This is a genomic window from Haloferula chungangensis (assembly GCF_042664875.1).
Classification (GTDB): domain Bacteria; phylum Verrucomicrobiota; class Verrucomicrobiia; order Verrucomicrobiales; family Akkermansiaceae; genus Haloferula; species Haloferula chungangensis.
This window is the reverse complement of record NZ_JBHTBS010000001.1, coordinates 131,723-153,658: the sequence shown is the minus strand read 5'-3', so window position 1 is coordinate 153,658 and position 21,936 is coordinate 131,723. Positions and strand designations below refer to the sequence as shown.

General features: G+C 58.5%; 19 protein-coding genes. 7 read left to right on the top strand and 12 right to left on the bottom strand.

The features are described 5' to 3' along the window. The first annotated feature begins 24 nt into the window (after positions 1-24). From ACFQY0_RS00615 to ACFQY0_RS00605, 3 genes are all read left to right on the top strand, one after another. Positions 25-2,223 carry a bifunctional rhamnulose-1-phosphate aldolase/short-chain dehydrogenase gene (locus ACFQY0_RS00615; RefSeq protein ID WP_379707997.1) on the top strand — a complete coding sequence of 733 codons (2,199 nt, stop codon included), beginning with the start codon at positions 25-27 and terminating at the stop codon, positions 2,221-2,223. 21 nt (positions 2,224-2,244) lie between these two features. Further along, a complete protein-coding gene (locus ACFQY0_RS00610; RefSeq protein ID WP_379707995.1) occupies positions 2,245-4,455 on the top strand; it encodes a sulfatase-like hydrolase/transferase in 2,211 nt (736 codons plus the stop codon). Positions 4,456-4,532: 77 nt separating this feature from the next. Then, a complete protein-coding gene (locus ACFQY0_RS00605) occupies positions 4,533-6,635 on the top strand; it encodes a DUF5722 domain-containing protein (protein ID WP_379707993.1) in 2,103 nt (700 codons plus the stop codon). 197 nt (positions 6,636-6,832) lie between these two features. Here ACFQY0_RS00605 and ACFQY0_RS00600 read toward each other — a convergent pair whose 3' ends face one another. From ACFQY0_RS00600 to pduL, 11 genes are read right to left on the bottom strand one after another with little or no spacing between them, the layout of a single operon-like run. Next, positions 6,833-7,762, bottom strand: a complete 930-nt coding sequence (locus ACFQY0_RS00600) for an L-lactate dehydrogenase (RefSeq protein WP_379707991.1) — start codon at positions 7,760-7,762, stop codon at positions 6,833-6,835. Positions 7,763-7,770: 8 nt separating this feature from the next. After that, on the bottom strand, positions 7,771-8,853 hold the full coding sequence (locus ACFQY0_RS00595) for a class II aldolase/adducin family protein (RefSeq protein ID WP_379707989.1): 1,083 nt from the start codon (positions 8,851-8,853) through the stop codon (positions 7,771-7,773). A 14-nt stretch (positions 8,854-8,867) separates the two neighbouring features. Then, entirely contained in the window at positions 8,868-9,173 is a 306-nt protein-coding gene (locus tag ACFQY0_RS00590; RefSeq protein ID WP_379707987.1) for a EutN/CcmL family microcompartment protein, read from the bottom strand. Then, positions 9,173-9,433: a EutN/CcmL family microcompartment protein gene (locus ACFQY0_RS00585; RefSeq protein ID WP_379707985.1), complete on the bottom strand. Its 261-nt coding sequence runs from the start codon at positions 9,431-9,433 to the stop codon at positions 9,173-9,175. The genes ACFQY0_RS00590 and ACFQY0_RS00585 overlap by 1 nt, the downstream gene beginning before the upstream one ends. 4 nt (positions 9,434-9,437) lie before the next feature. Next, on the bottom strand, positions 9,438-10,916 hold the full coding sequence (locus tag ACFQY0_RS00580; protein WP_379707983.1) for an aldehyde dehydrogenase family protein: 1,479 nt from the start codon (positions 10,914-10,916) through the stop codon (positions 9,438-9,440). Positions 10,917-10,934: 18 nt separating this feature from the next. Beyond that, complete coding sequence (locus ACFQY0_RS00575; protein WP_379707981.1) at positions 10,935-11,237, bottom strand: EutN/CcmL family microcompartment protein; 303 nt, start codon at positions 11,235-11,237, stop codon at positions 10,935-10,937. A 22-nt stretch (positions 11,238-11,259) separates the two neighbouring features. Next, positions 11,260-11,565 (bottom strand): BMC domain-containing protein, encoded by a 306-nt coding sequence (locus tag ACFQY0_RS00570; protein ID WP_379707979.1) that lies wholly within the window; start codon positions 11,563-11,565, stop codon positions 11,260-11,262. A gap of 23 nt (positions 11,566-11,588) precedes the next feature. Further along, positions 11,589-12,770 (bottom strand): acetate/propionate family kinase, encoded by a 1,182-nt coding sequence (locus ACFQY0_RS00565; protein WP_379707977.1) that lies wholly within the window; start codon positions 12,768-12,770, stop codon positions 11,589-11,591. A 21-nt stretch (positions 12,771-12,791) separates the two neighbouring features. Beyond that, positions 12,792-13,064, bottom strand: a complete 273-nt coding sequence (locus ACFQY0_RS00560; protein WP_379707975.1) for a BMC domain-containing protein — start codon at positions 13,062-13,064, stop codon at positions 12,792-12,794. 34 nt (positions 13,065-13,098) lie between these two features. Then, a complete protein-coding gene (locus tag ACFQY0_RS00555) occupies positions 13,099-13,371 on the bottom strand; it encodes a BMC domain-containing protein (RefSeq protein ID WP_379707973.1) in 273 nt (90 codons plus the stop codon). Positions 13,372-13,405: 34 nt separating this feature from the next. Then, a complete protein-coding gene (pduL, locus tag ACFQY0_RS00550; protein WP_379707971.1) occupies positions 13,406-14,080 on the bottom strand; it encodes a phosphate propanoyltransferase in 675 nt (224 codons plus the stop codon). Positions 14,081-14,167: 87 nt separating this feature from the next. On the opposite strand from pduL, the gene ACFQY0_RS00545 reads away from it, so the two are divergent. The 3 genes from ACFQY0_RS00545 to ACFQY0_RS00535 all read left to right on the top strand — a co-directional run bounded on the left by ACFQY0_RS00545 (position 14,168) and on the right by ACFQY0_RS00535 (position 19,252). Continuing rightward, on the top strand, positions 14,168-14,932 hold the full coding sequence (locus tag ACFQY0_RS00545; RefSeq protein WP_379707969.1) for a DeoR/GlpR family DNA-binding transcription regulator: 765 nt from the start codon (positions 14,168-14,170) through the stop codon (positions 14,930-14,932). A gap of 62 nt (positions 14,933-14,994) precedes the next feature. Next, positions 14,995-17,802 (top strand): family 78 glycoside hydrolase catalytic domain, encoded by a 2,808-nt coding sequence (locus tag ACFQY0_RS00540; RefSeq protein WP_379707967.1) that lies wholly within the window; start codon positions 14,995-14,997, stop codon positions 17,800-17,802. A gap of 4 nt (positions 17,803-17,806) precedes the next feature. Then, on the top strand, positions 17,807-19,252 hold the full coding sequence (locus tag ACFQY0_RS00535) for a sulfatase (RefSeq protein WP_379707965.1): 1,446 nt from the start codon (positions 17,807-17,809) through the stop codon (positions 19,250-19,252). A gap of 17 nt (positions 19,253-19,269) precedes the next feature. Here the strand turns inward: ACFQY0_RS00535 and ACFQY0_RS00530 are convergent, their stop codons facing one another. Further along, the gene (locus tag ACFQY0_RS00530; RefSeq protein WP_379707963.1) at positions 19,270-20,301 is read right to left on the bottom strand and encodes a LacI family DNA-binding transcriptional regulator; all 1,032 of its coding nucleotides are present in this window, start codon (positions 20,299-20,301) and stop codon (positions 19,270-19,272) included. Positions 20,302-20,469: 168 nt separating this feature from the next. On the opposite strand from ACFQY0_RS00530, the gene ACFQY0_RS00525 reads away from it, so the two are divergent. Next, positions 20,470-21,891, top strand: a complete 1,422-nt coding sequence (locus ACFQY0_RS00525; protein WP_379707961.1) for a glycoside hydrolase family 5 protein — start codon at positions 20,470-20,472, stop codon at positions 21,889-21,891. The last annotated feature ends 45 nt before the right edge of the window (positions 21,892-21,936 follow it).

The following is a 21,936-nucleotide window of genomic DNA, read 5'->3' as shown; positions in this document are numbered from 1 at the left end:
AGAAACCAACATTTACCCAACGAAATGTCCGCACAATATTCCGAATACAAGTTCGTCGACGCCCTCTGGGACGACGCCACCGCCAACGCCCTCAGCCCGGTCGAACGATTGGTCTACCGTTCCAACATCCTCGGTTCGGACCAGCGCATTACCAATACCGGCGGCGGCAACACCTCGGCCAAGATCATGGAAACCGACCCCCTCACCGGCGAAAAGGTCGAAGTCCTCTGGGTCAAAGGCTCCGGCGGCGACCTCCGCACCTCGAAAGTGGAGAACTTTTCCTCGCTCTATCAGGACAAGTTGATCGGTCTTCAGAAAATCTATGCGGACACCACTCCCAATGGTCCCAAGACCGCGATCGAGGATGAAATGGTGAACATGTATCCTCACAGCACCTTCAATCTCAACCCCCGCCCCTCGTCGATCGATACCCCGCTTCACAGCTTCATCGGCGCCAAGCATGTCGACCACATGCACCCGATCGCGTTCATCGCGCTCGCTGCCTGCAAGAACTCGGAAGCCCTCACCAGGGAAATCTACGGCGACGAGCTGGCTTACCTTCCCTGGCAGCGACCCGGCTTCGATCTCGGCCTGAAAATGCAGGCGATCTATCAGACCAACAAGAAGGCCCGCGGCATCAACATGGGCCAACACGGCCTGATCAACTGGGCCGACGACGACAAGGAGTGCTACCAGCTTACCCTCGACCTGATTGAAAAGGCCGGACGCTTCATCGAGACCAAGGACCGCGGTGCGGATACCTTCGGTGGACAGAAATACGGCAAGCTCGACGAAGACACCGCCCGCCGACTGACCATCGAGTTGCTTCCATTCCTCCGCGGACAGGTTTCGCAGCAGACCCGCTTCATCGGAACGGTTCACCGCACCGACGAAGCCCTCGAATTCATCAACTCGAACGACGCCAAGCGCCTGGCCGAGATCGGAACCTCCTGTCCGGATCACTTTCTGCGGACCAAAATCAAACCGCTTTACGTCGAGTGGGATCCCACGACTGGAGACGTCGACTCCCTCAAGGAGCTCATCGTCAGCTCGCTCGAGCAGTACCGCGCCGACTACAGGGAATACTACGAGGCCTGCAAGCACGACAACTCCCCCGCCATGCGCGACCCGAATCCCACGGTGATCCTTATTCCTGGCCTGGGCATGATCGCCTTCGGCAAAAACAAATCTGAGTCACGCGTCACCGCCGAGTTCTACAACTGCGCGATCGGGGTGATGCGCGGCGCAGAAGCGATCGATGAATACATCGGCCTGCCCCGCCAGGAAGCCTTCGACATCGAATACTGGCTTCTCGAAGAAGCAAAGCTCCAGCGCATGCCGAAAGAGCAGGAGTTCGCCCGCAAGGTCGTGGTTGTTGTCGGCGCTGGCTCCGGCATCGGCAAGGAAACCGCCATCCGCTTCGCCACTGAAGGCGCGCACATCGTTTGCGCCGACCTCGATGAAGAAGCCGCCAGGACCACCGCCACGGAAATCGCATCGAAGTTTGGCAAAGGCATCGGCGTCGCCGGCACCGGCATCTCAAGCTGCGGCATGGCGATCGGCTGCCGCATGGACATCACCGACTCCGCCAGCATCGAGGCTTGCTACAATGAAGTCATCTACGCCTACGGAGGCATCGACGTGGTCGCCCTAACAGCCGGCATCTTCCTCGCCCCCACCGCTAACGGCGAGTTCTCCACCAAGCAAATGGAGCTCGTCTTCAAGATCAATGCGATCGGCCCCTACCTCATCGGTCACACCGCCAAACCGATCTTCGAAGCCCAGGGAGCGCACCTGAAAAGCGCCGTGGTCATCACCACTTCGGTGAATGGCGTGGTTTCCAAAAAGGGCTCCGTCGCCTACGACTCCTCGAAGGCCGCGACCAACCACGTCGTCCGCGAACTCGCCGTCGAACTCGCCCCCTTCGCCCGCGTCAATGCCGTGGCTCCCGCCACCGTCGTCAAGGGCTCGCTGATGTTCCCACGCGACCGAGTGATCGCCTCCCTCAGCAAGTACGATATCGCTTTTTCGGAGGACGAGGACACCGAAGCCCTGCGTCTGAAGCTCGCCGAATTCTACGCTCAGCGAACCCTCACCAAGGAGCCAATCACCCCCGAAGACCAGGCCAACGCGATCTTCTTCATGGCCAGCGACAAGGCATCCAAGACCACCGGACAGGTCATCAATGTCGACGGAGGGCTTTACGAAGCGTTTCTTAGGTGATTTCCTAGCGGCCGAAAGGCCATGAAATCATCACAACCTCTGGGTTCTCTCACGAAGTTCATCACGATCGCACTCGTTTGCTGCACGGGTCTTTCTGCCTCGGCGGAAAGGCCTCCCAACATCGTCTTCTTCCTCACCGACGACCAAGGCGTCAGCACCATCGGGTGCTACGGCAACGAAGTCGTCCGGACCCCGAACATCGATCGGCTCGCCGACCAGGGCACTCGCTTCGAGAACGCCTTCGTCAGCCAGCCGATCTGCTGGGTCAGCCGTACCACTATCCTGACCGGCCTAACAGGTCGCAGCTACGGCACACCTAGTAATCCCGACGTCGCACGCCCCGACGCCGTCGAGACACTCTACACCGACATCCTCCGCGAGAATGGCTACCGCACCGCCCACATCGGGAAATGGCACGCCAAGATGCCGAAGGGCTGGAAGGCTCAGGATCACTTCGATGAGTACGACGCCATCGGACGCGATCCCTTTTACAAGACGCTCCCCGACGGAAGCCTCCGCCACGAGACCGACCTGATCGTCGACCGCGGCATCGATTTCATCAAGAGGCAAGGCAAGGACAAGCCCTTCTCCCTCAACCTCTGGTTCAACGCCTGTCACGCCGAAGACAGCGACCGTCGCCCCGGCATCGGCCAGTTCCCCTGGCCGGAGTCCACCAATGGCATGTACGAGGACATCACCATCGCGCCCCCGCGCCTGGGTGATCCCGAGATCTTCGAAAAACTCCCGGAGTTCCTCCAAACCTCCATCACCCGCGAACGCTACTTCTGGCGCTGGAACACCCCGGAAAAGTATCAGACCAACATCCGCGCCTACTACCGCATGGTCACCGGCATCGACAATGCCATCGGCCGATTCCTCAGCGCACTCGATGAAGCCGATCTAACAGACAACACGATCATCGTTTACTCCGCCGACAACGGTTACCTGATGGGAAACCGCGGACTCGCCGGAAAGTGGTCGCATTACGAGGAGTCCACCCACGTTCCCCTGATCATTCGCGACCCTCGTGTTTCAACAGACCATCAAGGGCAGGTCACCGATGCCATTGCGCTCAATCTCGACCTTCCCTCGACCTTCCTCGACTGGGCCGGGATCAAGCCGCCCGAGCGCTACCAGGGCACAAGTCTGAAGCCGATCGTCGATGGGAAGAAACCCGAGGACTGGCGCACCGAGACCTTCCACGAGCACTTCGCCGTTCGCGACCGCATCCCGGCTTTTGAGGGCATCCGCAACGAGCGCTTCAAGTACGACCGCTACATCGATCACGACCAGGAATTCCTCCATGATCTCGAAAAGGATCCCGACGAACTCATCAACCTCGCCAACGATCCCGAGTATGCCGCCATTCTGAAATCCATGCGCGAACGCACCAACGCCGAGGTCGACAGACTCGGTGGTCCCCTCGATCCCCTCAAGGGAGGCTTCAAAGCATCCACCGCCGCCCATCCGGAATCCACCGCCTCGGTCAGCTTCAAGGCCGGCAAGGATGGCTTCGTCCGACTTTTCAATGGCAAGAATCTCAACGGCTGGACCGGCGAGCCGAAGTACTGGTCCGTCAGGAACGGTGCCATCACCGGCGTCACCGACGGAAAGCTGAAACGCAATCATTTCATCTCCTGGGAAGGCTCCACGATCCGGAACTTTGACCTCCGAATGAAGGTCAAAATCAGCAACGGCGGCAACAGCGGCATCCAGTACCGCAGCACCCCCCGTCCGGAGATCGGACTCGATGTCGTCTCCGGCTACCAGTGTGATGTCGTTTCTAACAACTCCAACTACAACGGCATGGTCTACGAGGAAAGACAGCGCCGGATCCTCTCCCACGCCGGCGAGAAAGTGATCGTCGACCCCAAAGGGCAGCCATGGGTTGTTGGCAAGTTCACCACCAAAGACCCCGCTCCCGACAAGTGGCACGACTTCCGGATCCTCGCTCAGGGCAACCGCATCCAGCATTGGATCGACGGCCACCCCACTGCCGAGCTCATCGATCTCGATGAAAAGGGCCGCTCGCTCGATGGAGTGCTCGCCATGCAGGTCCACGTTGGCCCCGCGATGGAGGTTCAGTTCAAGGACATCCGCATCAAGCACCTCCCTGACAATCTTCCTCTCATCACTCCCGACAAGGCTCCGATCCCCGCAACGGCCTACGGCGTCCGCCCGCAAGCAAAGCTCCCGAAAGATTGGAAACCACCCGTCTACGGCGAGCAGTGAGAGGTCCGACAAAAGCCCAGCAAGAACCGTTTCTTTTTATTGTAAGATGACGGTCCTCGAGGCGTATTCGCCTCATCTTGATCAGACTCATCTTCATCCTTCTCGCGACCCTGTCCGCCCTCACATACGGGCAGGGTTTCACGCTCCGCATTCATTCGGAAACTCCCAACGATCCTCGGGTGAAAATCGAGGAGAGAGGAACCGTTATCATCTCCGAAGGGGGGCCCATTTCCCTGCGATTCGTCCCCTCTTCTTCGTTCCAGCCCAAGGCGAGCGTTCTCGAATTTGAAGTCTTCTCACTCGGTGGCTGCGAGAACATCACCGCCACCAAAATCCTCCATTCGGGTTCTTCAAAGGATCACGCCCTTCCAGCCATTGATCACAGCGAAGCCTGGACGCGCTATTCCGCCCCGCTCGAAAAAGACCCATCGAACCCGGCACCTTGGAAATCCCTCACGCTCCACTTGCCTCTCGCCAAAGGCGCCACACTCAACATCCGCAACGCCCGTGTCCGCCCCCCGAATGCGAATGATTTCGCCTCCACCCATCACCCGACGGTCGCCAAGCGAAACGAGCTGATCAGGCACTATCTCGGATCCTCGCCCGAGGCCCGCATCGACGAAGTGGCCCTCAGCGAGTCCGAAGTCAGCATCACCTTCACCGCAGGCAGCGATGTGGAAAATCTCTTCCTCGCCGAACTCCCCATCCACCGGAGCATCGATGAGCCGACCCGCTTCGAGTTCATGCAAGCGCTCACCGTTGAGCCGGGGAGCAGCGCGACCCTCAGCTTCCCCCGCATTCGTGAGCGGCTGGGTCGAGACTACGACCGACTCACCTCACGTTGGCAACTTGTCAAAGTCGACGATGGCGAGCGACTCGCCCATTCCCACGCGCGCTATCCGGATCGTTTTCCCAGCGCTCACCCCGAGCTCCCCGCCGCGAAGCCGCGGACAAAAAAAGGCCTCGGCGGTTGGGCGGCCCACCGTCAGCCACAAGGCGACCTTGAGAAACTCGACATTGCCGCCGTCACCGTGAACGTCATCGTCGACAGCCTGATCTCGACCGTCCCCGGCAAGAACACCTCACCGATCCAATGGCAAGGGCGAAGCTTTCACGCCAATCAGAACGCGCTCGCCAACTTCGACAGAACCTTCCTTGAAGCCGCGAAGAACGACGCCGTTGTCAGCGTCGTCCTGCTCATCTCAAACGCCAACAAATCACGTGTTAGTAACCCTGACAGAAAGCCATCGCCAAGCGCCGAACTCATTGGCCATCCGGACGCCGATCCCTCCGGCGTCTATGCCATGCCCGCCATGGATAGTGAGGAGGGCGTCGCCGCCTATGGAGCCGCGCTTCATCTCCTTGCCACCCGTTACTCGCGCCCTGACGGAAAATACGGCCGCATCCACCACTACATCGTCCACAACGAAGTCGACGCGGGTTGGACCTGGACAAACTGCGGCGTGAAACCCCTGGCGTACTTCTTCGACCTCTATCATCGATCGATGCGTCTCGTTGATCTCATCACCCGCAGTCAGGACCCGCACGCCCGTCCCTTCATCACCCTCACCCATCATTGGGCGGATCCTGGCAATCCGAAATTTTACGGGTCCAAGTTCATGCTTCTTGAACTCGCCAAATGGACGAAGGTCGAAGGTGACTTCCCCTGGGCCCTCGCCCATCACCCCTACCCCGCATCGCTCAGGAAACCCCGCACCTGGGAAGACAAGGTCAGCTTTGACTTCGACAGTGATCGCATCACTCCGAAGAACATCGAAGTCCTCGACGCTTGGATGAAGCGCCCCGACATGCTCGATGGCCAAGGCCGGACCCGCCCGATTCACCTTTCCGAAAATGGATTCAATTCTCCTGACTACACCGCCAAGTCTCTAACAGACCAAGCCGCCGGCATGGCCTACGCGTGGAAAAAGATCGCAGCTCTCGATAGCATCGAAGTCTGGCACTACCACAACTGGATCGACAACCGCCACGAAGGTGGCCTGCGCATCGGCCTGCGGAAATTCCCGGATGAAGCGAATGATCCTCTTGGCGAGAAGCCCATCTTCAAGCTCTACCGCGAACTTGGAACCGAAGGGGAAGACGCCGCGTGCGCGCCCTATCTTCCCGTCGTCGGACTACCCGACTGGTCGAAAGTGATTCATACGGGCCCGATCCACTGAGCACTCAAGGATCAGCCGCCTGATCCCAGTTGCGGGAATGATTGACCGTGGAGCAAGGAGCGGTTGCTTGCAGCTACCGGACAAGCCCGGCGAAGCACTCTCGATTTCTCACCATCGAAGGACGCGAAGCCATCAACCCTCGGGGATTGCCTATTTCGCTGAAGCTACGGAGGCCAAGGTAAGTCCCCGCTCCTTGCTCACTTCCCGGCAACCTTGGCGAGCATCTCTTTGAGCGCCTTGGCAGATGCCTTGAGTGCTTGTTCTTCCTTCGGCCAGAGCTTCAGCTCGATGTGCTTTTCGGCACCGCCGCGACCGACGATGGTCGGCACGCTAAGGCAAACATTCTTCAGGCCGTAGCAGCCGTCCTGAAGCGAGGAAACCGGCAGGAGTTGCTTGCGATCCAGAGCAATGGCGTGAACCACTTCCGCAATCGTCGCACCGACCGCCCATCCGGCACCACCCTTGCGGCTGATGACTTCCGCGCCGCTCTTCTTCGTGCGTTCGAAGATCTGACGCTGGTAGTTGGCATCGCAGCCGGGAATTTCTGTTAGAGGAAGTCCACCAACGGTGGCGGATGACCAGACGGGAAGCATGGTGTCACCGTGCTCACCGAGAATCAGCGCACGCACCTGAGTCGGCGCGAGATTGAGGTCGTTCGCCATCAGCGAACGGAAACGCGCGGTGTCAAGCATCGTGCCGAGGCCGATGACCTGATTCGTCGGCAGTCCGAGGAAGCTGGCGGCAAGATGGGTCAGGATATCAACCGGATTGGAGACCACGAAAACGATCGCGTCCTTCTTCATTCCGGCCTTTTTCACATCACTGATGATCTGGGAAAAGAGACCGACGTTGCGGTTCACCAGATCAAGGCGGCTTTCATCCGGCTTGCGACGCAGGCCGGCGGTGATCACGAAAATGTCGGAGTCCTTGGCACGAGCATAGTCGCCCGAGTAGATCCGCTGGTCGGCCAGTGCCGCCGCACCATGAAGCAGGTCCAGCGCCTCGCCATCGGCGAGGTCCTGATTGTTGTCGAGGATCTGAATCTCCGAAACAATCCCCGCGCATTGAAGACAGAAGGCTGCGTTTGAACCCACCCGTCCGCCGCCGCCAATGATCGTGACTTTCATGGTCGTTGTTAGAGCTTGAGTTGCTTGAGGACTTCCGCGGTCACCGCATCGACAACCTTTTCCGCATCAGGGTTACGCGCCGCACCTGTGGGAGCGGAGGCGGTTTCCTTGGGAACCTGACAAACAACGCCTGGCTGGAAGTCCGAGTTGTCGCAAAGTTCGCATTCCTTCCAGTTCTCACGCTTGTCCTGCATGCCGAGCACGCCGCGAAGCTTGATGAGTTCCTTGGCCTGACCACCGGTGATGGTCAGAAGATCCGTGCCCTTCAACTGAGTGGCGAGCAGCACCGTTTTGCAGTAGGCATCGGTGTTCTCCATTTTCCAATAGGCATCCTCGATGTCCTTGCCCCAGGTGATCACCCCGTGGTTGAGCATCAGCACCGCCATGTGATCCACGGCAGCGTCACCAACGACCTTCGCATTCTCCGGAGTTCCAGGAGTCTGATACTGGGCCATGCCGATCTGACCAAGGAAGACCTCGGCTTCAGGAATCATGCAGGTAGGAGGCTGAACGCCAGCTACGGCAAATGCCGTAGCATTCGGCGGGTGAGCGTGACAGCAGGCCTTGGCCTTGGGCTGGCGCTTCATGATGGCAAGGTGGGTCATGCACTCGCTGGTGCGCTTGTACTTGCCCGCAAGCTGAACGCCTTCCATGTCGACCAGGCACATCTGCTCCGGCTGCATGAAGCCTTTCGAAATCAGTGTCGGTGTGCAGAGCACGAGATTGTCACCCACGCGGACGGTCAGGTTGCCGCCGTTGCCGTCGGTGTAATCCTTCGCCCACATCCGGCGTCCCATATCGCACATGCGCTCCTTGATCGCCTCGATCTCGGGAGAGTGGAAGAAAGCCTGGATTTCCGCCGGAGTCTTCGGGTCGTTGCCGGACTTCCAGTGAAACTCGTAGTCGGGAATGATCGGCTCGCCGAAAGCCTCAGGAGCAGGAGCCGCATTTGCCGAAGTGGTCGCTGAAAATCCGCCTTTGAGGAGATCCTTGGCCGAGGGAGTCAGAAGCACGTCCTTGGGAATCGCTGACGCGCCCTTTCCCTGTTTGATCAGGGCTTCCACATCTTTTGCGGTGAATACTTTCTTCATGAGTTTGAGTGGTTTCAGCCCTTGTAAGGCTGGTAGTTGATTTGATCGAAAAGTGCGACGGTGATGGCGTCGATAGGAGTGGGCTCGTCGAAGGGAGCGGTGGCTTCCGCACCTTCCACAAAACCGACAATGTCATGGGTGCCTGCGCCAAGCCGGTCGTAAACGACCACGGAAGGCTCCTTACTCAAGCGTGGCGCCTTGTTGCAACAGGTATTGAGGTCCTGGGCCTCCACGGGACTAACCATCAACCAGCGCGCCGCCTTGAAAGCGGGATCCTGCCGGCTCATGGTGATTTTCCCGATGACTTGCCCGATTCTCATTAGTCGTCGAGAGCCCCCTGAATGTAGTTTCTAACGGGTGAGTGATCGTCGTGAACGATGCCGCGTGCGCCGATGCCATCCGTGCTGACGAAAACCCGCTGATGCATGCCTGCCCCGAAGAGATCAATCGCGATGAAAGGCGCCTCCGAAGTGGCGTTTCCCTCGTTATCTTCTCTCTGACAAAGCAGCATCTTGAATCCTTTCAAACTTGGATGAGCGCAGGTCGCGACTGCATTTCCCACGACACGGCACAGCAACATGACCTCAGACGATTCGGAGGTTTTCGACCATCACGCAGCGGCGGATGCGCGTGAAGGTCTTTGGAGTGGTGATTCCTTCGCCAGTCGTCGTCGCGATGGAGTAACTGAGGTAACCTTCGCCACCGAGACCGAGACCAGTCACGCAGGCGCCGTTCTTGACGAAGAGCGTGGTGTCCATCTCGCGACCCATGTGAGTCATGTGGGCGACGTTGGTCGAGTGAATGATCGCCGAGTGGCGGTAGCCGTGTTCGGCCTGCTTCGCGAGTTGCACACCGGTTTCGAAGTCGGGCACGGAAACGATCGGCATCATCGGCATCATCTGTTCTTCCTGCACGAATGGATGGTCCGCATCGGTCTCGGCAAAGAGCAGTTCGCAACCCGCAGGGATTGAGGCTCCGGCATGCTGGGCAAGCACCGCGGCATCGGCACCGATAAGCGCGCGGTTGACTGCAGGATGCGAGCAACCTCCATCGTCTTCCTTGTAGGTAAAGGCGGCCTTGGTGAGCTGCTCGAGCTGTGAGGAGTTCAAGCGACCGGCTCCGGCGCGCTCCATTTCGGTGAGGAACTTGCCGTAGACCGAACCAACGACGAACACGACCTTCTCGCCAATGCAGAGAAGGTTGTTGTCGAAGGCACCCCCTTCGATGATCGAACGGGCGGCCTTAGCGAGGTCGGCGGTTTCATCGATGACGACCACAGGGTTTCCTGGGCCGGCGCAGATCGAACGCTTGCCGGACTTCATGGCGGCTTTCACCACGGCCGGGCCGCCGGTGATCGCCATGATGGCAACTTGTTCGTTGCTGCAGATTTGATTGAAGGACTCGATGGACGGCTCCTCGATGGTGCAGATCAGGTTCTCGATGCCGAGCTCGCGCTTGATCGCGCGGTTGTATTCCCTAACCGCCATGGCTGCGCTTCTCGCACCGCCAGGATGGGGATTGAAGAGCACGGAGTTTCCGGCTGCGACCATGTTGATGACGTTGCCGGTCAGCGTGGGAACCGAGTGAGTCACCGGCAGGATCGCGCCAACCACACCATAGGGAGCGAATTCTTCGAGCGTGATGCCGAAGTCGCCGCTCATCGCATCCGGACGGAGCCACTCCACACCCGGAACACGGTCCATGATGTCGAGCTTGCCGATCTTGTGGTCGAGACGACCAATCTTGGTCTCCTCGAGCTCGAACTTGCCCCAGGCTTCCTTGTTCGCGGCGCAGAGTCCCTTGACGATGTCGATCGCCCGCTTTCTGCCATCGACACCGAGTGCCTTGAGCTGATGGAAAGCGTGATCGGCAGCTTCGGCGGCCTTGTCCACACAGGTGAAGACGCCTTCCTTGCCGGTGCCCGATCCATTGCAGGAACAGCCACAATTTTTCTTTTCCGCTGGAGGAGCAGCCGCCGCAGGAGCGGCCGCCGTGGTCTTGCCCAGTTCCGCAAGAACCCTTTCCACCACCCCCTGAAGGGCTGCCTGGTCGAGTGTCGTCATATTATTTGATCAGCTAGCTTATCCGTGGATTCGTTTCCCAAGAATGTCCACGCTGTCGACGATCGCCACGACGGCGGCATCGACCGGGAGCATCTTCATTCCCTGCGCCTGACGCGCCGAGCTGCCTTGTGCAAACATCACAAGCTCTCCCTCGCCTGCTCCGACCGTATCGACAGCCACAATCGTGTTGCTGCCGTTGCGGAACTTCGCGGGGTTGGCCTCGTCCACCAACTGCGGACGGAGAATCAGAAGCTTCTGCCCCCGCATGCTCTCGTCCTTCTTGGTGGCCACGACCTGGCCGATGACTACTGCCAAAAACATCTCGGTGAGTGCTTGAGCAGAATTATTTCCTCGCAGCCGGAGCCTTTGCCTTCGGGCTGGAAATCACCGCATCGATCGCTTCGTCGGGACGGGCGATGACGTGAGCGCTGACCACTTCTCCCAACTGGGATGCGGCTTCAGCGGCGGCGTCGATTCCGGCCTTCACGGCGGCGACATCACCGACGATGACGGCGTTGCACAGAGCGCTGCCGACGTTCTTCATCGGGCCTGCGAGTTTCACGTTAGCCGACTTGAGAGCGGCATCGATGCCCGCAACGAGACAGCAAAGTCCGCGCGTTTCGAGTAGTCCTACTGCTTGTTTTGACATGGTTGTAGTTGGTTGATTTTGAATTAACTGAGAGATGAGATCTTGCGAGTCACTTCGCGCGCCAGCACGAGTTCCTCATTTGCAGGAATCACGAAGACTTTCACGGTCGAGTCCGCCGTACTGATCTCCGTTTCCTCGCCCTTGCAGGCGGCATTCTTTTCAGGGTCGATCTTCAAGCCGAAGCCTTCGAGGCCCTCGCAAACCGCAGCACGAAGCTCCGCTCCATTTTCGCCGATGCCGGCGGTGAAGACAAAGCCATCGAGTCCTCCGAGATCAAAGAGGAAGGATGATGCCCAACGGCGGGTTTCGTGAATGAGCATGTCGATCGCCAGCTGGGCGTTCGCGTTGCCATTGTCCGCGGCTTCCTTCACATCGCGGAGGTCATTGCTGACACCCGAGACGCCGAGCAAACCACCTTCCTTGGTGAGTTGGCGTTCGATTTCGGGAAGCTCCAAACCGAGCGCTTTCGCCGCATAGGGAATGGCTCCGGAATCAAGGTCACCGACCCGATTGTTTTGCGGGAGTCCGCTCTGCGGCGAGAATCCCATGCTGGTTCCGATCGCGACACCGTTGCGGATGCCGGTCACCGAGCTGCTGCCACCGAGATGGCAGGAGATCACGCGCAGCGGCTTATCAACCGCCTGCGGACCGTTCTGATAGAGTCCCCTCACCACTTCTGCGACGTCTTCACGACCGAGAAGTTCTGCGGAACGCTCCGCCACGAACTTGTGGCTGGCTCCATGAAACCCGTAGCGACGGATGCCCGCCGCGTGCCAGCTTTCAGGGACTGCATAACGGGATGCCGCTTCCGGCACCCATTGGTAAAAGGCCGTTTCGAAAAGAGCAATCAAGCGCGCGTCAGGCAGGATCCGGGCGAACTGCCGGATACCCGCCGCGTACGGAGGATTGTGGGCCGGTGCCACTTCGGCAAAGCCCTCGAGCGCGGCAAGCGCCCGCTCATCCGCCACCACACAGCCACTCAGGTCCCGCCCGAGCACCGTCTTGAAGCCCACTGCGTCGATCTCTTTCCGCGAACCAACAGCACCCGATTTCTCGAGTTCCGCCAGCGCATCCTCAATCACGACTCCGTGGTCCTCGACCCGTTCATATCCACCTTTCGCGAGTACACGATCTTCACCCGCCGCCATGTTGTACAGGCGGTATTTGAAGGAGGTGGAGCCGAGATTGGCGATGAGAACGAGCATGGCAGGGATGATTCGATTTGATCAGAGTTCGACCAGACCTTCGAGTTCGTCGTGCGGACGTGGGATCACGTGAACCGCGCTGACCTGACCGACCTGGGAAGCGGCATCAGCGGCCGCATCGATGCCAGCCTTGAGGGAAGCCACGTCGCCAGTGAAGAAGCCCGTCACGAGTCCGGAACCGATTTTTGACCAGCCGACCATTTGAAGGTCTGCCGCCTTGAGCGCTGCATCAGAAGCTTCGACCAGTGCGACCAGTCCTTTGACCTCAATGATTCCAAGTGCTTGTTGTGCCATGGTATTAGTTAGTTGTAAGTTGTTAAATTAGGTTTCAAGCGAGGCCAAATTGCTTGAGCAATTGGTCATGCGGGCGGGCGATCACGTGAGCGCTGACCAGCTCGCCGACTCGGCTAGCGGCTTCGGCTCCGGCATCGACGGCAGATTTGACGCTTCCCACGTCACCCTGCACGAGGATGGTGAGGAATCCGCCTCCGCTTTGAATTTGCTTCACCAGTTCCACGTTGGCGGCTTTGGACATCGCATCTGCGGCCTCCACATTGCCTACGTAGCCTTTCGTTTCAATCAGTCCAAGGGCTTGGCTCATCTTATTGTATTGTTATTGGATTGTCGTTGTTTGCTTACTTGATTAGCTCGCAGAAAGTGTCGGATTTCAGTCCGCAGGCATTGCCCTCATCGGTATCGATGTGCACTTCCAGCTTAAAACTCTTGTCGACGCGGACAAGGATGCCGTCGAAGGTCACCGGGCACACACCGTGGACTTTCATCTTCATGATGTCCTGGTGCTTCACCCCGTAATAGTCCGCATCATCGGGATGCATGTGCACGTGGGGCATGGCGCGGATCACACCGTTGGGCATCTCGAAGAAACCGTTAGGTCCCATCAGCATGGCACCAGGCGTTCCTTCAATGTCGCCGGATGCCCTCACCGGAATATCGAAACCGAGCGAAATCGCATCGGTATAGGCCAACTCCACCTGATCGAAATCACGCGAAGGACCGAGGATTCTCAAATTGGAAATCACACGGCTGCGAGGGCCCACCAAGGTCACCGTTTCCTTCGCCGCATACTGGCCGTCCATATAAAGCGACTTCATGGGCGTCAGCTTGTGACCCTTGCCAAAAAGTATTTCCACGGTGGCCTGTGACAAATGGCAGTGACGGGCACTCACATTAACAACCAGAGGGTTCGGAGCGGCGGCTGTGGCAGGAAGCGGAAGACCCATCGATTGATAGACCTGCTCTCGTACAAGGTGCTCAACGACCGCACGGGGAATATTGGGTTTCGTCAACATTTTTGGTGGGAACGCCTTTGTTTTGCTTGGTTTTGATTGGGAAGTCAACTAATTTGCGAAAAATCCCAGAAACTCCCAAGCGCCTCCATGCTCCCTCCCGAACGCCAATCGATCATTCTCGAGCACCTCGCCGCCCAAGGCTCGGTCCGAACCATCGAGCTCGCCTCCGCGCTCGAAGTGACGGATGAAACCATCCGCAAGGACTTCGAGGCACTGGAAATCCGCGGCAAGCTCCAGCGGATCCATGGTGGAGCCATCAAGCCCGACCCAAGTCGGGTCGAACTCACGTTGACCGAACGCCAGATGGTCAACCGTGAGTCAAAGCGCGCGATCGCCCGCGCCGCCGCCGAGCGCATTCAGCCGAATGAAACGATTTTCATCGATGCCTCCTCGACGGCTCTGACCCTGATCGAATTCCTTCCCGACTTCCCCATCACGATTTTGACTAACGCCCACAACGTGGTCACTGCCCTAGCCGGACGCGAGGGCGACATCTTCTGCACGGGTGGTCTTTACGAGCAGCGGTCCCGCTCTTATATCGGACTCTCCGCCGCGGCCGCGCTCCAGAAGCACAACATCCACCGGATGTTCTTCTCCGGAAGCGCCTTCGATCTTGATCGTGGGGTCTCGGAAACGAACTCCCGCCAGGCCTCTTTCAAGGAACGGGTGATCGCCTACTCGGAAGAGGTCTGCCTGCTGGCCGACTCCAGCAAACTCGGCCAAAGAGCCTCCTTTTTCTTCGCCCAACCGATGGAGATCAGCACCCTGATCACCAATGACGACGCGGATGGCTCCTTCCTTCAGAGTGCTGCGAGTCTGAACATTCAAGTCGTCCAGGCACCCGCCCTCTGAGGCCTCACTCCTCGAGCTCAGCTCTCCTATTGGCATGCGCCCCCTAGAACCCACATAGCTTCATGAAACCCGGAATAAGAATCCTTTCTTTATACGATTGCCAGCTCTGCCTGACCGCCTACTTTCGTCCCGAGATGAGAGTCCTTCTTCCCATGATCATCACGCTACTGACTGGACTGGCGCTCGCTGCTCCAGCGCCACCCCGAGATCTCAGCGTCAATGAGGGTCGGATCAATCCGATTGGCTTTCACGACGCCACTCCGAGCTTTTCCTGGAAGCTTGATGATCCAAGACAAGGGGCCAAGCAAAGCGCCTATCAGATCCTCGTCACCCACACCGGCAGCGAGCATCCCGAAACACTCTGGGACAGCGGAAAGGTCGTATCCGATCAATCGGTCTACGTGCCCTACTCCGGCCCCGCTCTAACATCCCGACAGCGTATCGCATGGCGCGTGCGCTACTGGGATCAGGAATCCGCTGAATCGGACTGGTCGACCTGGAGCCATCTTGAACTGGGACTTCTGGAAAACAGCGACTGGAAAGGTTCGTGGATCCACCTCCCGAAAGACGACTTCAAGGCGCCCGAGGAACTCGGCAGTCCCGTCGTCCATCTGCGCAAAAGCTTTTCCATCGAGCAAGTTCCCGAGATGGCCCGCCTCTATCTAACAGCCAAGGGTATTGTGGATTTCCGAATCAACGGTCAGCTCGTCACTCCCGATGCCTTCGTGCCCGGTTGGACGGACTACACTCAGAAGATCGAAACGCTCACTTACGACGTCGGCCCCCTTCTTCGAAAGGGCGAAAATGTCCTCGCCGCACGCATTTCCGACGGATGGTATGCCGGAACCATTTCAAAGCGCTTCTATGGGAGCATGCCCGAGCTCCTCGCTCAGCTCGAACTAAAGTCACCCGAGGGCAAGGTGCTTGAATTGATCGCGACCGATCAAAGCTGGAGCTATTCAATCGACGGCCCGATCACCATGGCCGACATCTGGCATGGCGAAGACTACGACGCCCGCAAGGAACTCACTGGCTGGGATCTCCCTGACTACCCATCCGCCGATCGCTTCAAGCCCGTATCCACCACGCCGATCGATCCAAAGGTCAGGCTCAGTCCCAAGCGTTTCCAAAGCACTCGGGTGATCGAATCCATCAAACCCGTGACCCTGCGCAAGTTCGGCGAGGGCAAAGTCATCTTCGACCTCGGCCAGAACATGGTCGGCTGGATTCACCTGCAGCTTCCCGCGAGAAAGGGTCAGACCGTCACCATCCGGATGGCGGAGATGCTCAACGACGATGGCACGCTTTACCGGGGCAACTACCGCACCGCCCGCTCACTCGCCAACTACATCCCTGCCAAAGACGGCATCGCCGACTACACCCAGACCTTCACGTTCTTCGGATTCCGCTATGTTGAAATCAGCGGCTTTGATCAGACGGCCGAGCCATCGCTCGACTGGGTGAGCGGCGAGGTCCTCCACACCGACTTCGCTCGCACCGGCAGCTTCGATTCATCCCATGAAAAGCTCAACAAGCTCCAGAGCAACATCGTCTGGAGCCAGCGCGGCAACTTCCTCGATATCCCCACCGACTGCCCTCAGCGCAACGAGCGCTACGGTTGGACCGGCGACGCCCAGGTCTTCACGCCCGTCTCGCTTTTCAATTACGACACTCATGCCTTCCTGATGAGCTACCTCGAAAGCATCAAGCAGGAGATGAAGCCGGACGGAGGAGTGCCCAACATCATTCCCTCCAACCAATATCGAGGATGGGTGAATTCCGCAGGCTGGGGCGATGCCGCCTTCGTCATACCATGGGAACTTTATCTTCGCACCGGCGACATCGAGGTCCTCCGGGAATTCTATCCGATGATGAAAAAGCGCGTCGGCTACTATACGAACAAAGCCAAAGACGGCATCGTCGATGAGCCGAAAAGCTTCGGCGACTGGCTTCAGCCGAAAAGCTACGGCACGAAACCCGTAGGCACCGATGACCGCAGCGGTGAGACTTCGACGCGTTTGCTCACGACCTGCTACTACGCCTACGGTGCGAAACTTTGTGCGCAAGCCGCCGAGGCCCTGGGAAAAAGCGATGAAGCAGCCAAATACAAGGCGCTGGTCGACGAGATCAAGACAGCCGCGTCTAACAAGTTCTTCGACAATGACGGTCGCGTCATCGAAGGGACCGCTACGCAGAGCGCCTATGTGCTGCCCCTCGCATTCGGCCTGATCGACGGCGAACTGGCAGACAAGGCAACCGGTCACCTCTCGGAAAAAATCGAGGAGTTCGGCAACCTGCTCAACACCGGATTCATCGGCACCTCGGTGCTGATCCCGACCTTGGAAAAGCATGGTCTCCGCGAGCAGGCACTCAACATTCTTTTCACCTCAGATTACCCAAGCTGGTTCTACTCCATCGTTCAGGGAGCCACCTCCATCTGGGAGCGCTGGAACAGCTACACCAAAAAGGATGGATTCGGCGACGATTCGATGAACTCCTTCAATCACTACGCCTACGGAGCCGTGGGTGGGTTCTTCTATGAGAAGCTGGCAGGTCTCGCGCCCTCGGCGAATGCTCCTGGCTATTCTGAAATCCTGGTCGCCCCCATTCTCGACGACCGCGTGCCTCTTGACCACGCCGAGGCCAGCCTCATCACGCGTTACGGTGTCGCATCTAACAAGTGGGAGAAATCAAACTCCGCATGGCAGATGGAAACCATCATTCCACCCAACACGACGGGGCGCCTCACCCTCCCCTTCAAGCCCGAGGAAATCCATGTGCTGAAGGGAAGCGCAGACTTCAAAGCCTCAGGCGACGGATCCACCGCCTCCGTCCCTGCGGGAAGCTACCACTTCAAGATCACCCGCTAGAATCATGAAACGACCCACCCTGCTCCTCTTGTTCACTCTTTGCCTCTCAGGAATGAGCGCGGCGGACGCACGTCCTAACATCCTTCTTATCTCCATCGATGATCTGAATGACTGGGTCGGCTGCCTCGCAGGACACCCGCAGGCCAGGACACCGAATATCGATGCCTTGGCGGAGCGCGGCGTGCTCTTCTCCAATGCCCACTGTCAGGCACCGGTCTGCAATCCGTCGCGTGCCAGCCTGATGACCTCACTCTACCCGGAGACCAGCGGCATCTATTTCCTCGACCCCGAAATCTCCGCCTCACCGGTCGCGAAGAGCGCCATCACCTTGCCGAAGCGATTCGCGAAGGAAGGATATCATGTCAGTGGCGCAGGCAAGCTCTTCCACAACACCGAGAACAAACGCTACATCGACAGTTACGCCGGCAGCTTCGGCGGCTTTGGCCCGATGCCGGAAAAGAAGATCAGCCAACCCCACGGTCACCTTCTTTGGGACTGGGGTTCCTTTCCTGACACGGACGAGACGATGCCCGATCACAAGATCGCCAACTGGGCCGCCAAACAACTTGCACAACTCGGCACTGACGAACCCTTCCTCCTCGCTGTTGGCTTCTACCGCCCCCACGTCCCGATGTTCGTGCCACAAAAGTGGTATGACCTCCACCCTGTCGATGAAATCCAGCTACCGAAGATCAAGGAGGATGAGCTCGCCGATCTTTCCGATTACGCCATCAACATCACTCGCCTCGAACATGTCGCGCCGACTCAAGAGTGGATCGAAAGCAGCGATGAATGGAAGCACGCCGTCCAATCCTACCTCGCCTGCATCAGCTTCGTGGATTCATGCGTCGGCACCGTGATCAAGGCTCTCGACGAGAGCCCTCACAAGGACAACACCATCATCGCCCTCTTCTCCGATCACGGTTTCCACCTCGGTGAGAAGGAACGCTGGGCGAAGCGCTCGCTTTGGGAAGACGGCACCCGCGTGCCCGTGATCATCGCCGGTCCTGATATCGCAGGAGGACAAGTCAGCGGGAAACCCGTCGGATTGATTGATCTCTATCCGACCTTGCTCGATCTAACAGGCTCCGCCCCCGACCCCGTGCACGAAGGCCACAGCCTTGCCCCGCTGCTGCGGAATCCTGAGAGCGAGTGGCCTCATTTTACCCGCACCAGCTTTGGCCCCGGAAACGTCGCGATCCGCTCCGAACGTTTCCGCTACATCCATTACTTCGATGGCTCCGAGGAATTCTACGATCACCGCAAGGACCCAAACGAATGGAACAACCTCGCCAGGAACCCGGAGTATCAGGCCTCCAAGCAACGACTTGCCTCACAGCTCCCGAAGAATTTCGCGCCGCTTCTCGGGGCCGACTCCACCGGCCACTTGTCCTATGCCTCCTCGAACGCCGCCATCGGCAGGGCACCCGAGGATGAGGAAGGCGATTAGATGGGCGGTCTGCGGCCTTACGAACGAACCGGCCCGATCGATTCCCGGGCAATGAATTCAGTGGGGAACTCAGCGCGTTGCTGCGGCTGATCCTCTTCCCCGTCGATTCTCGCGATGAGCATCTCAACCGTCTTCGCCGCCATCTTTTCCAATGGCTGCGCTACGGTTGAAAGCGAGACCATCAACTGAGCTCCAAGCGGCACGCCATCGATTCCCACCACCGAGAGATCACCGGGAATGCTAAGCTTCAGCTCGGTTGCCGCACGCATGATCCCCACCGCCGTGAAGTCATTCAGTGCCACCACCGCTGTCGGACGATTCTCACCGGCGAGAACCCGAAGACCAACCTCACGCGCATTTTCCATGGAAGGCCCGCAGGCGATCACCTCGACCTCGCTGCCCGCATCAAGACTCGCGATCGCATCGCGGAACAAGGCCGGACGCATCCCGACCCGCTGGCCTTCCGAGCGAGCGGAAAGGAAGACGAATTTGCGGTGCCCGAGCTCGTGAAGTTTTTCCGCAGCCTGCCTCAAGCCCATTTCGAAATTGGGAATCACCAGGTCCACATGGGCCAGACCCGCACCTGGCATCGCGTAAGCCACGATCGGAAATCCCAGCTTGCTCTGATGCTCTAGAAATTCCTGATGCGTCCCCACGTCGCTGACAAACGCGGCAACGCCATCGACGTCCCGATGGACAAAGTCTTCCAGCAACTTCTTTTCCCGTTCGAGATCGTTGCGCCAGTTCTCGATGACCAGGTTATATCCCTTCTCTTCCAGTGCCGCTCCCATCAAGGAAGCAAACTGAGTGAAGTAGGGATTCTTCAAATCCGCGATGAGCAGCCCAATGGTGCTGAAGCGGCCAGCCTGGAGAGCCACCGCCGCCCGGTTCGGCCGGTAGCCAAGCACCTTCGCCGCCTCAAAGACCCGCTCCTCGGTCTCTTTCGAGGCCCAGGAATTCGGACGCCGATTCAGGATCGTCGAAGCCGTATTGACTGCCACTCCAGCCTTCTCGGCCACATCCTTCAATCGCACCTTCTTCCTTGCCATCTCGGCGAATTGATTAGCGATAGGAATTTTTCTTAGCAACCTAATCTTTTATCGATGCCATCCTTCCCCATCGATGTTTCCCCCTAAAAGGGGAGCGCAATTTGATCGTTCGAAAGGGATGCGGGCTCAGACTGAGACATCCAATTGACCACCTGTCCCTCAAGGCTCATGAGCCCAAGCAAAAATCCTTTCCACAAAATCCTCGGTCGAATCGCGCTGGCGGCATCGCTCGTCCTGAGCGCTTTCGCCTCTGCGGAAATCCCCGACCATCAGCGCATCTTCGACGTCGATGGGCGCCAGATCATTCCCGGCGGATTCGTCACCTTGGAGAAGCTCCCCTATACTCCTGATGACTATCAGAAGATGGTTCGAATGGGTGCGAGCTTTCAGGTGATTCGGGTCCCGGTCATTTTGATCGGAGCCTGGCCAGGGACCTCTCCCGACGAAGCGGCGCTGGAGCATTTCGACGAACTCGTCCGCATGGGCAGGGAAGTCGGCATTCACACGATCTTCAAACTCGTCAGCTACGGAGCAAAGCCGCGCGGCGATGCCTTTTGGGAAATGCTCTGGAGTGATTCCGATGCCCAAGCCCAGCTCATGGAGGGATGGACCCGCTTGTGGACCCGCTACCAGAACGAACCGGCCGTATTTGGCTACGACCTTCTCAATGAACCCACCCGGGGGAAATCGAAGAACTACGAGAAGACGCAGCAGGAACAGCTTCTGCCGCTTCTTCGCCGCATGACCGACACCATGCGCGCCATCAGTCCGGAGAAGTGGGTTCTCTATCAACCTCTGCTCCGCAAACCCGAAGATCAGACCGGCCCCGGTCGTGACCCGGTGGTTCCCATTGAAGAACCCTTCGGAAGAAGAAAGGCCATCTACGCGCCTCACCTTTACCAAATGAACCCAGAGGTCATTGCTCCGATGCTCGACGATCTTGAGCGGCAGGCGGCCATTTCGAATGTCCCTTTGCTCCTCGGAGAATGGGGATCGCCCACCTATTCAAGTACCGACAACAACCCGAGCCAGCAGAAGCGGTACACCAGGGTCTATCAGCTCACGGTCAATGAAATGGACCAACGCGGTATTGGCGGCATCAAAGCCTGGTTCTGCGGCGGACGCCGGGAAATCCCGGTTTCCAACGGCAAGGACGACTGGATGACCTGGGCGATCTTCTCCGACCCCTCGCCGACCGGGAAGGTCGAGCGTGACTACATTACCAATGTCATTGTTCGCCCCCGCCCGGTCATCATCGCGGGAACAGTGGACGGCTATCACAACGATTTCGAAACCCGACAATTCGCGACGGAAATCCGCACCAATCCCTCACTTGGTTCCAGTGAGTTCTTCATTCCGGCAGATCGTCACTACAAGAACGGCTTCACCATCCAGTTTGGCGATGATCTGAAGCTGGAATTCGATCCATCCTCATCCGACCCCCGACAAGTCCACGCCAAAGGCCCCGCTGAACGCGCTCAAGCCCAATTGGTGCGGTGGCACCGAGCGACACAGAAAGTGGTGGTCAAACGATGGATCGGAGAATCTACCAAACTGTTAGTTAAGGTAGTCCCACGGACCAAGACGTAGGATTGGCTAGCCGCTGGTCACCGGAGAAATACCATCTTCGGGCAG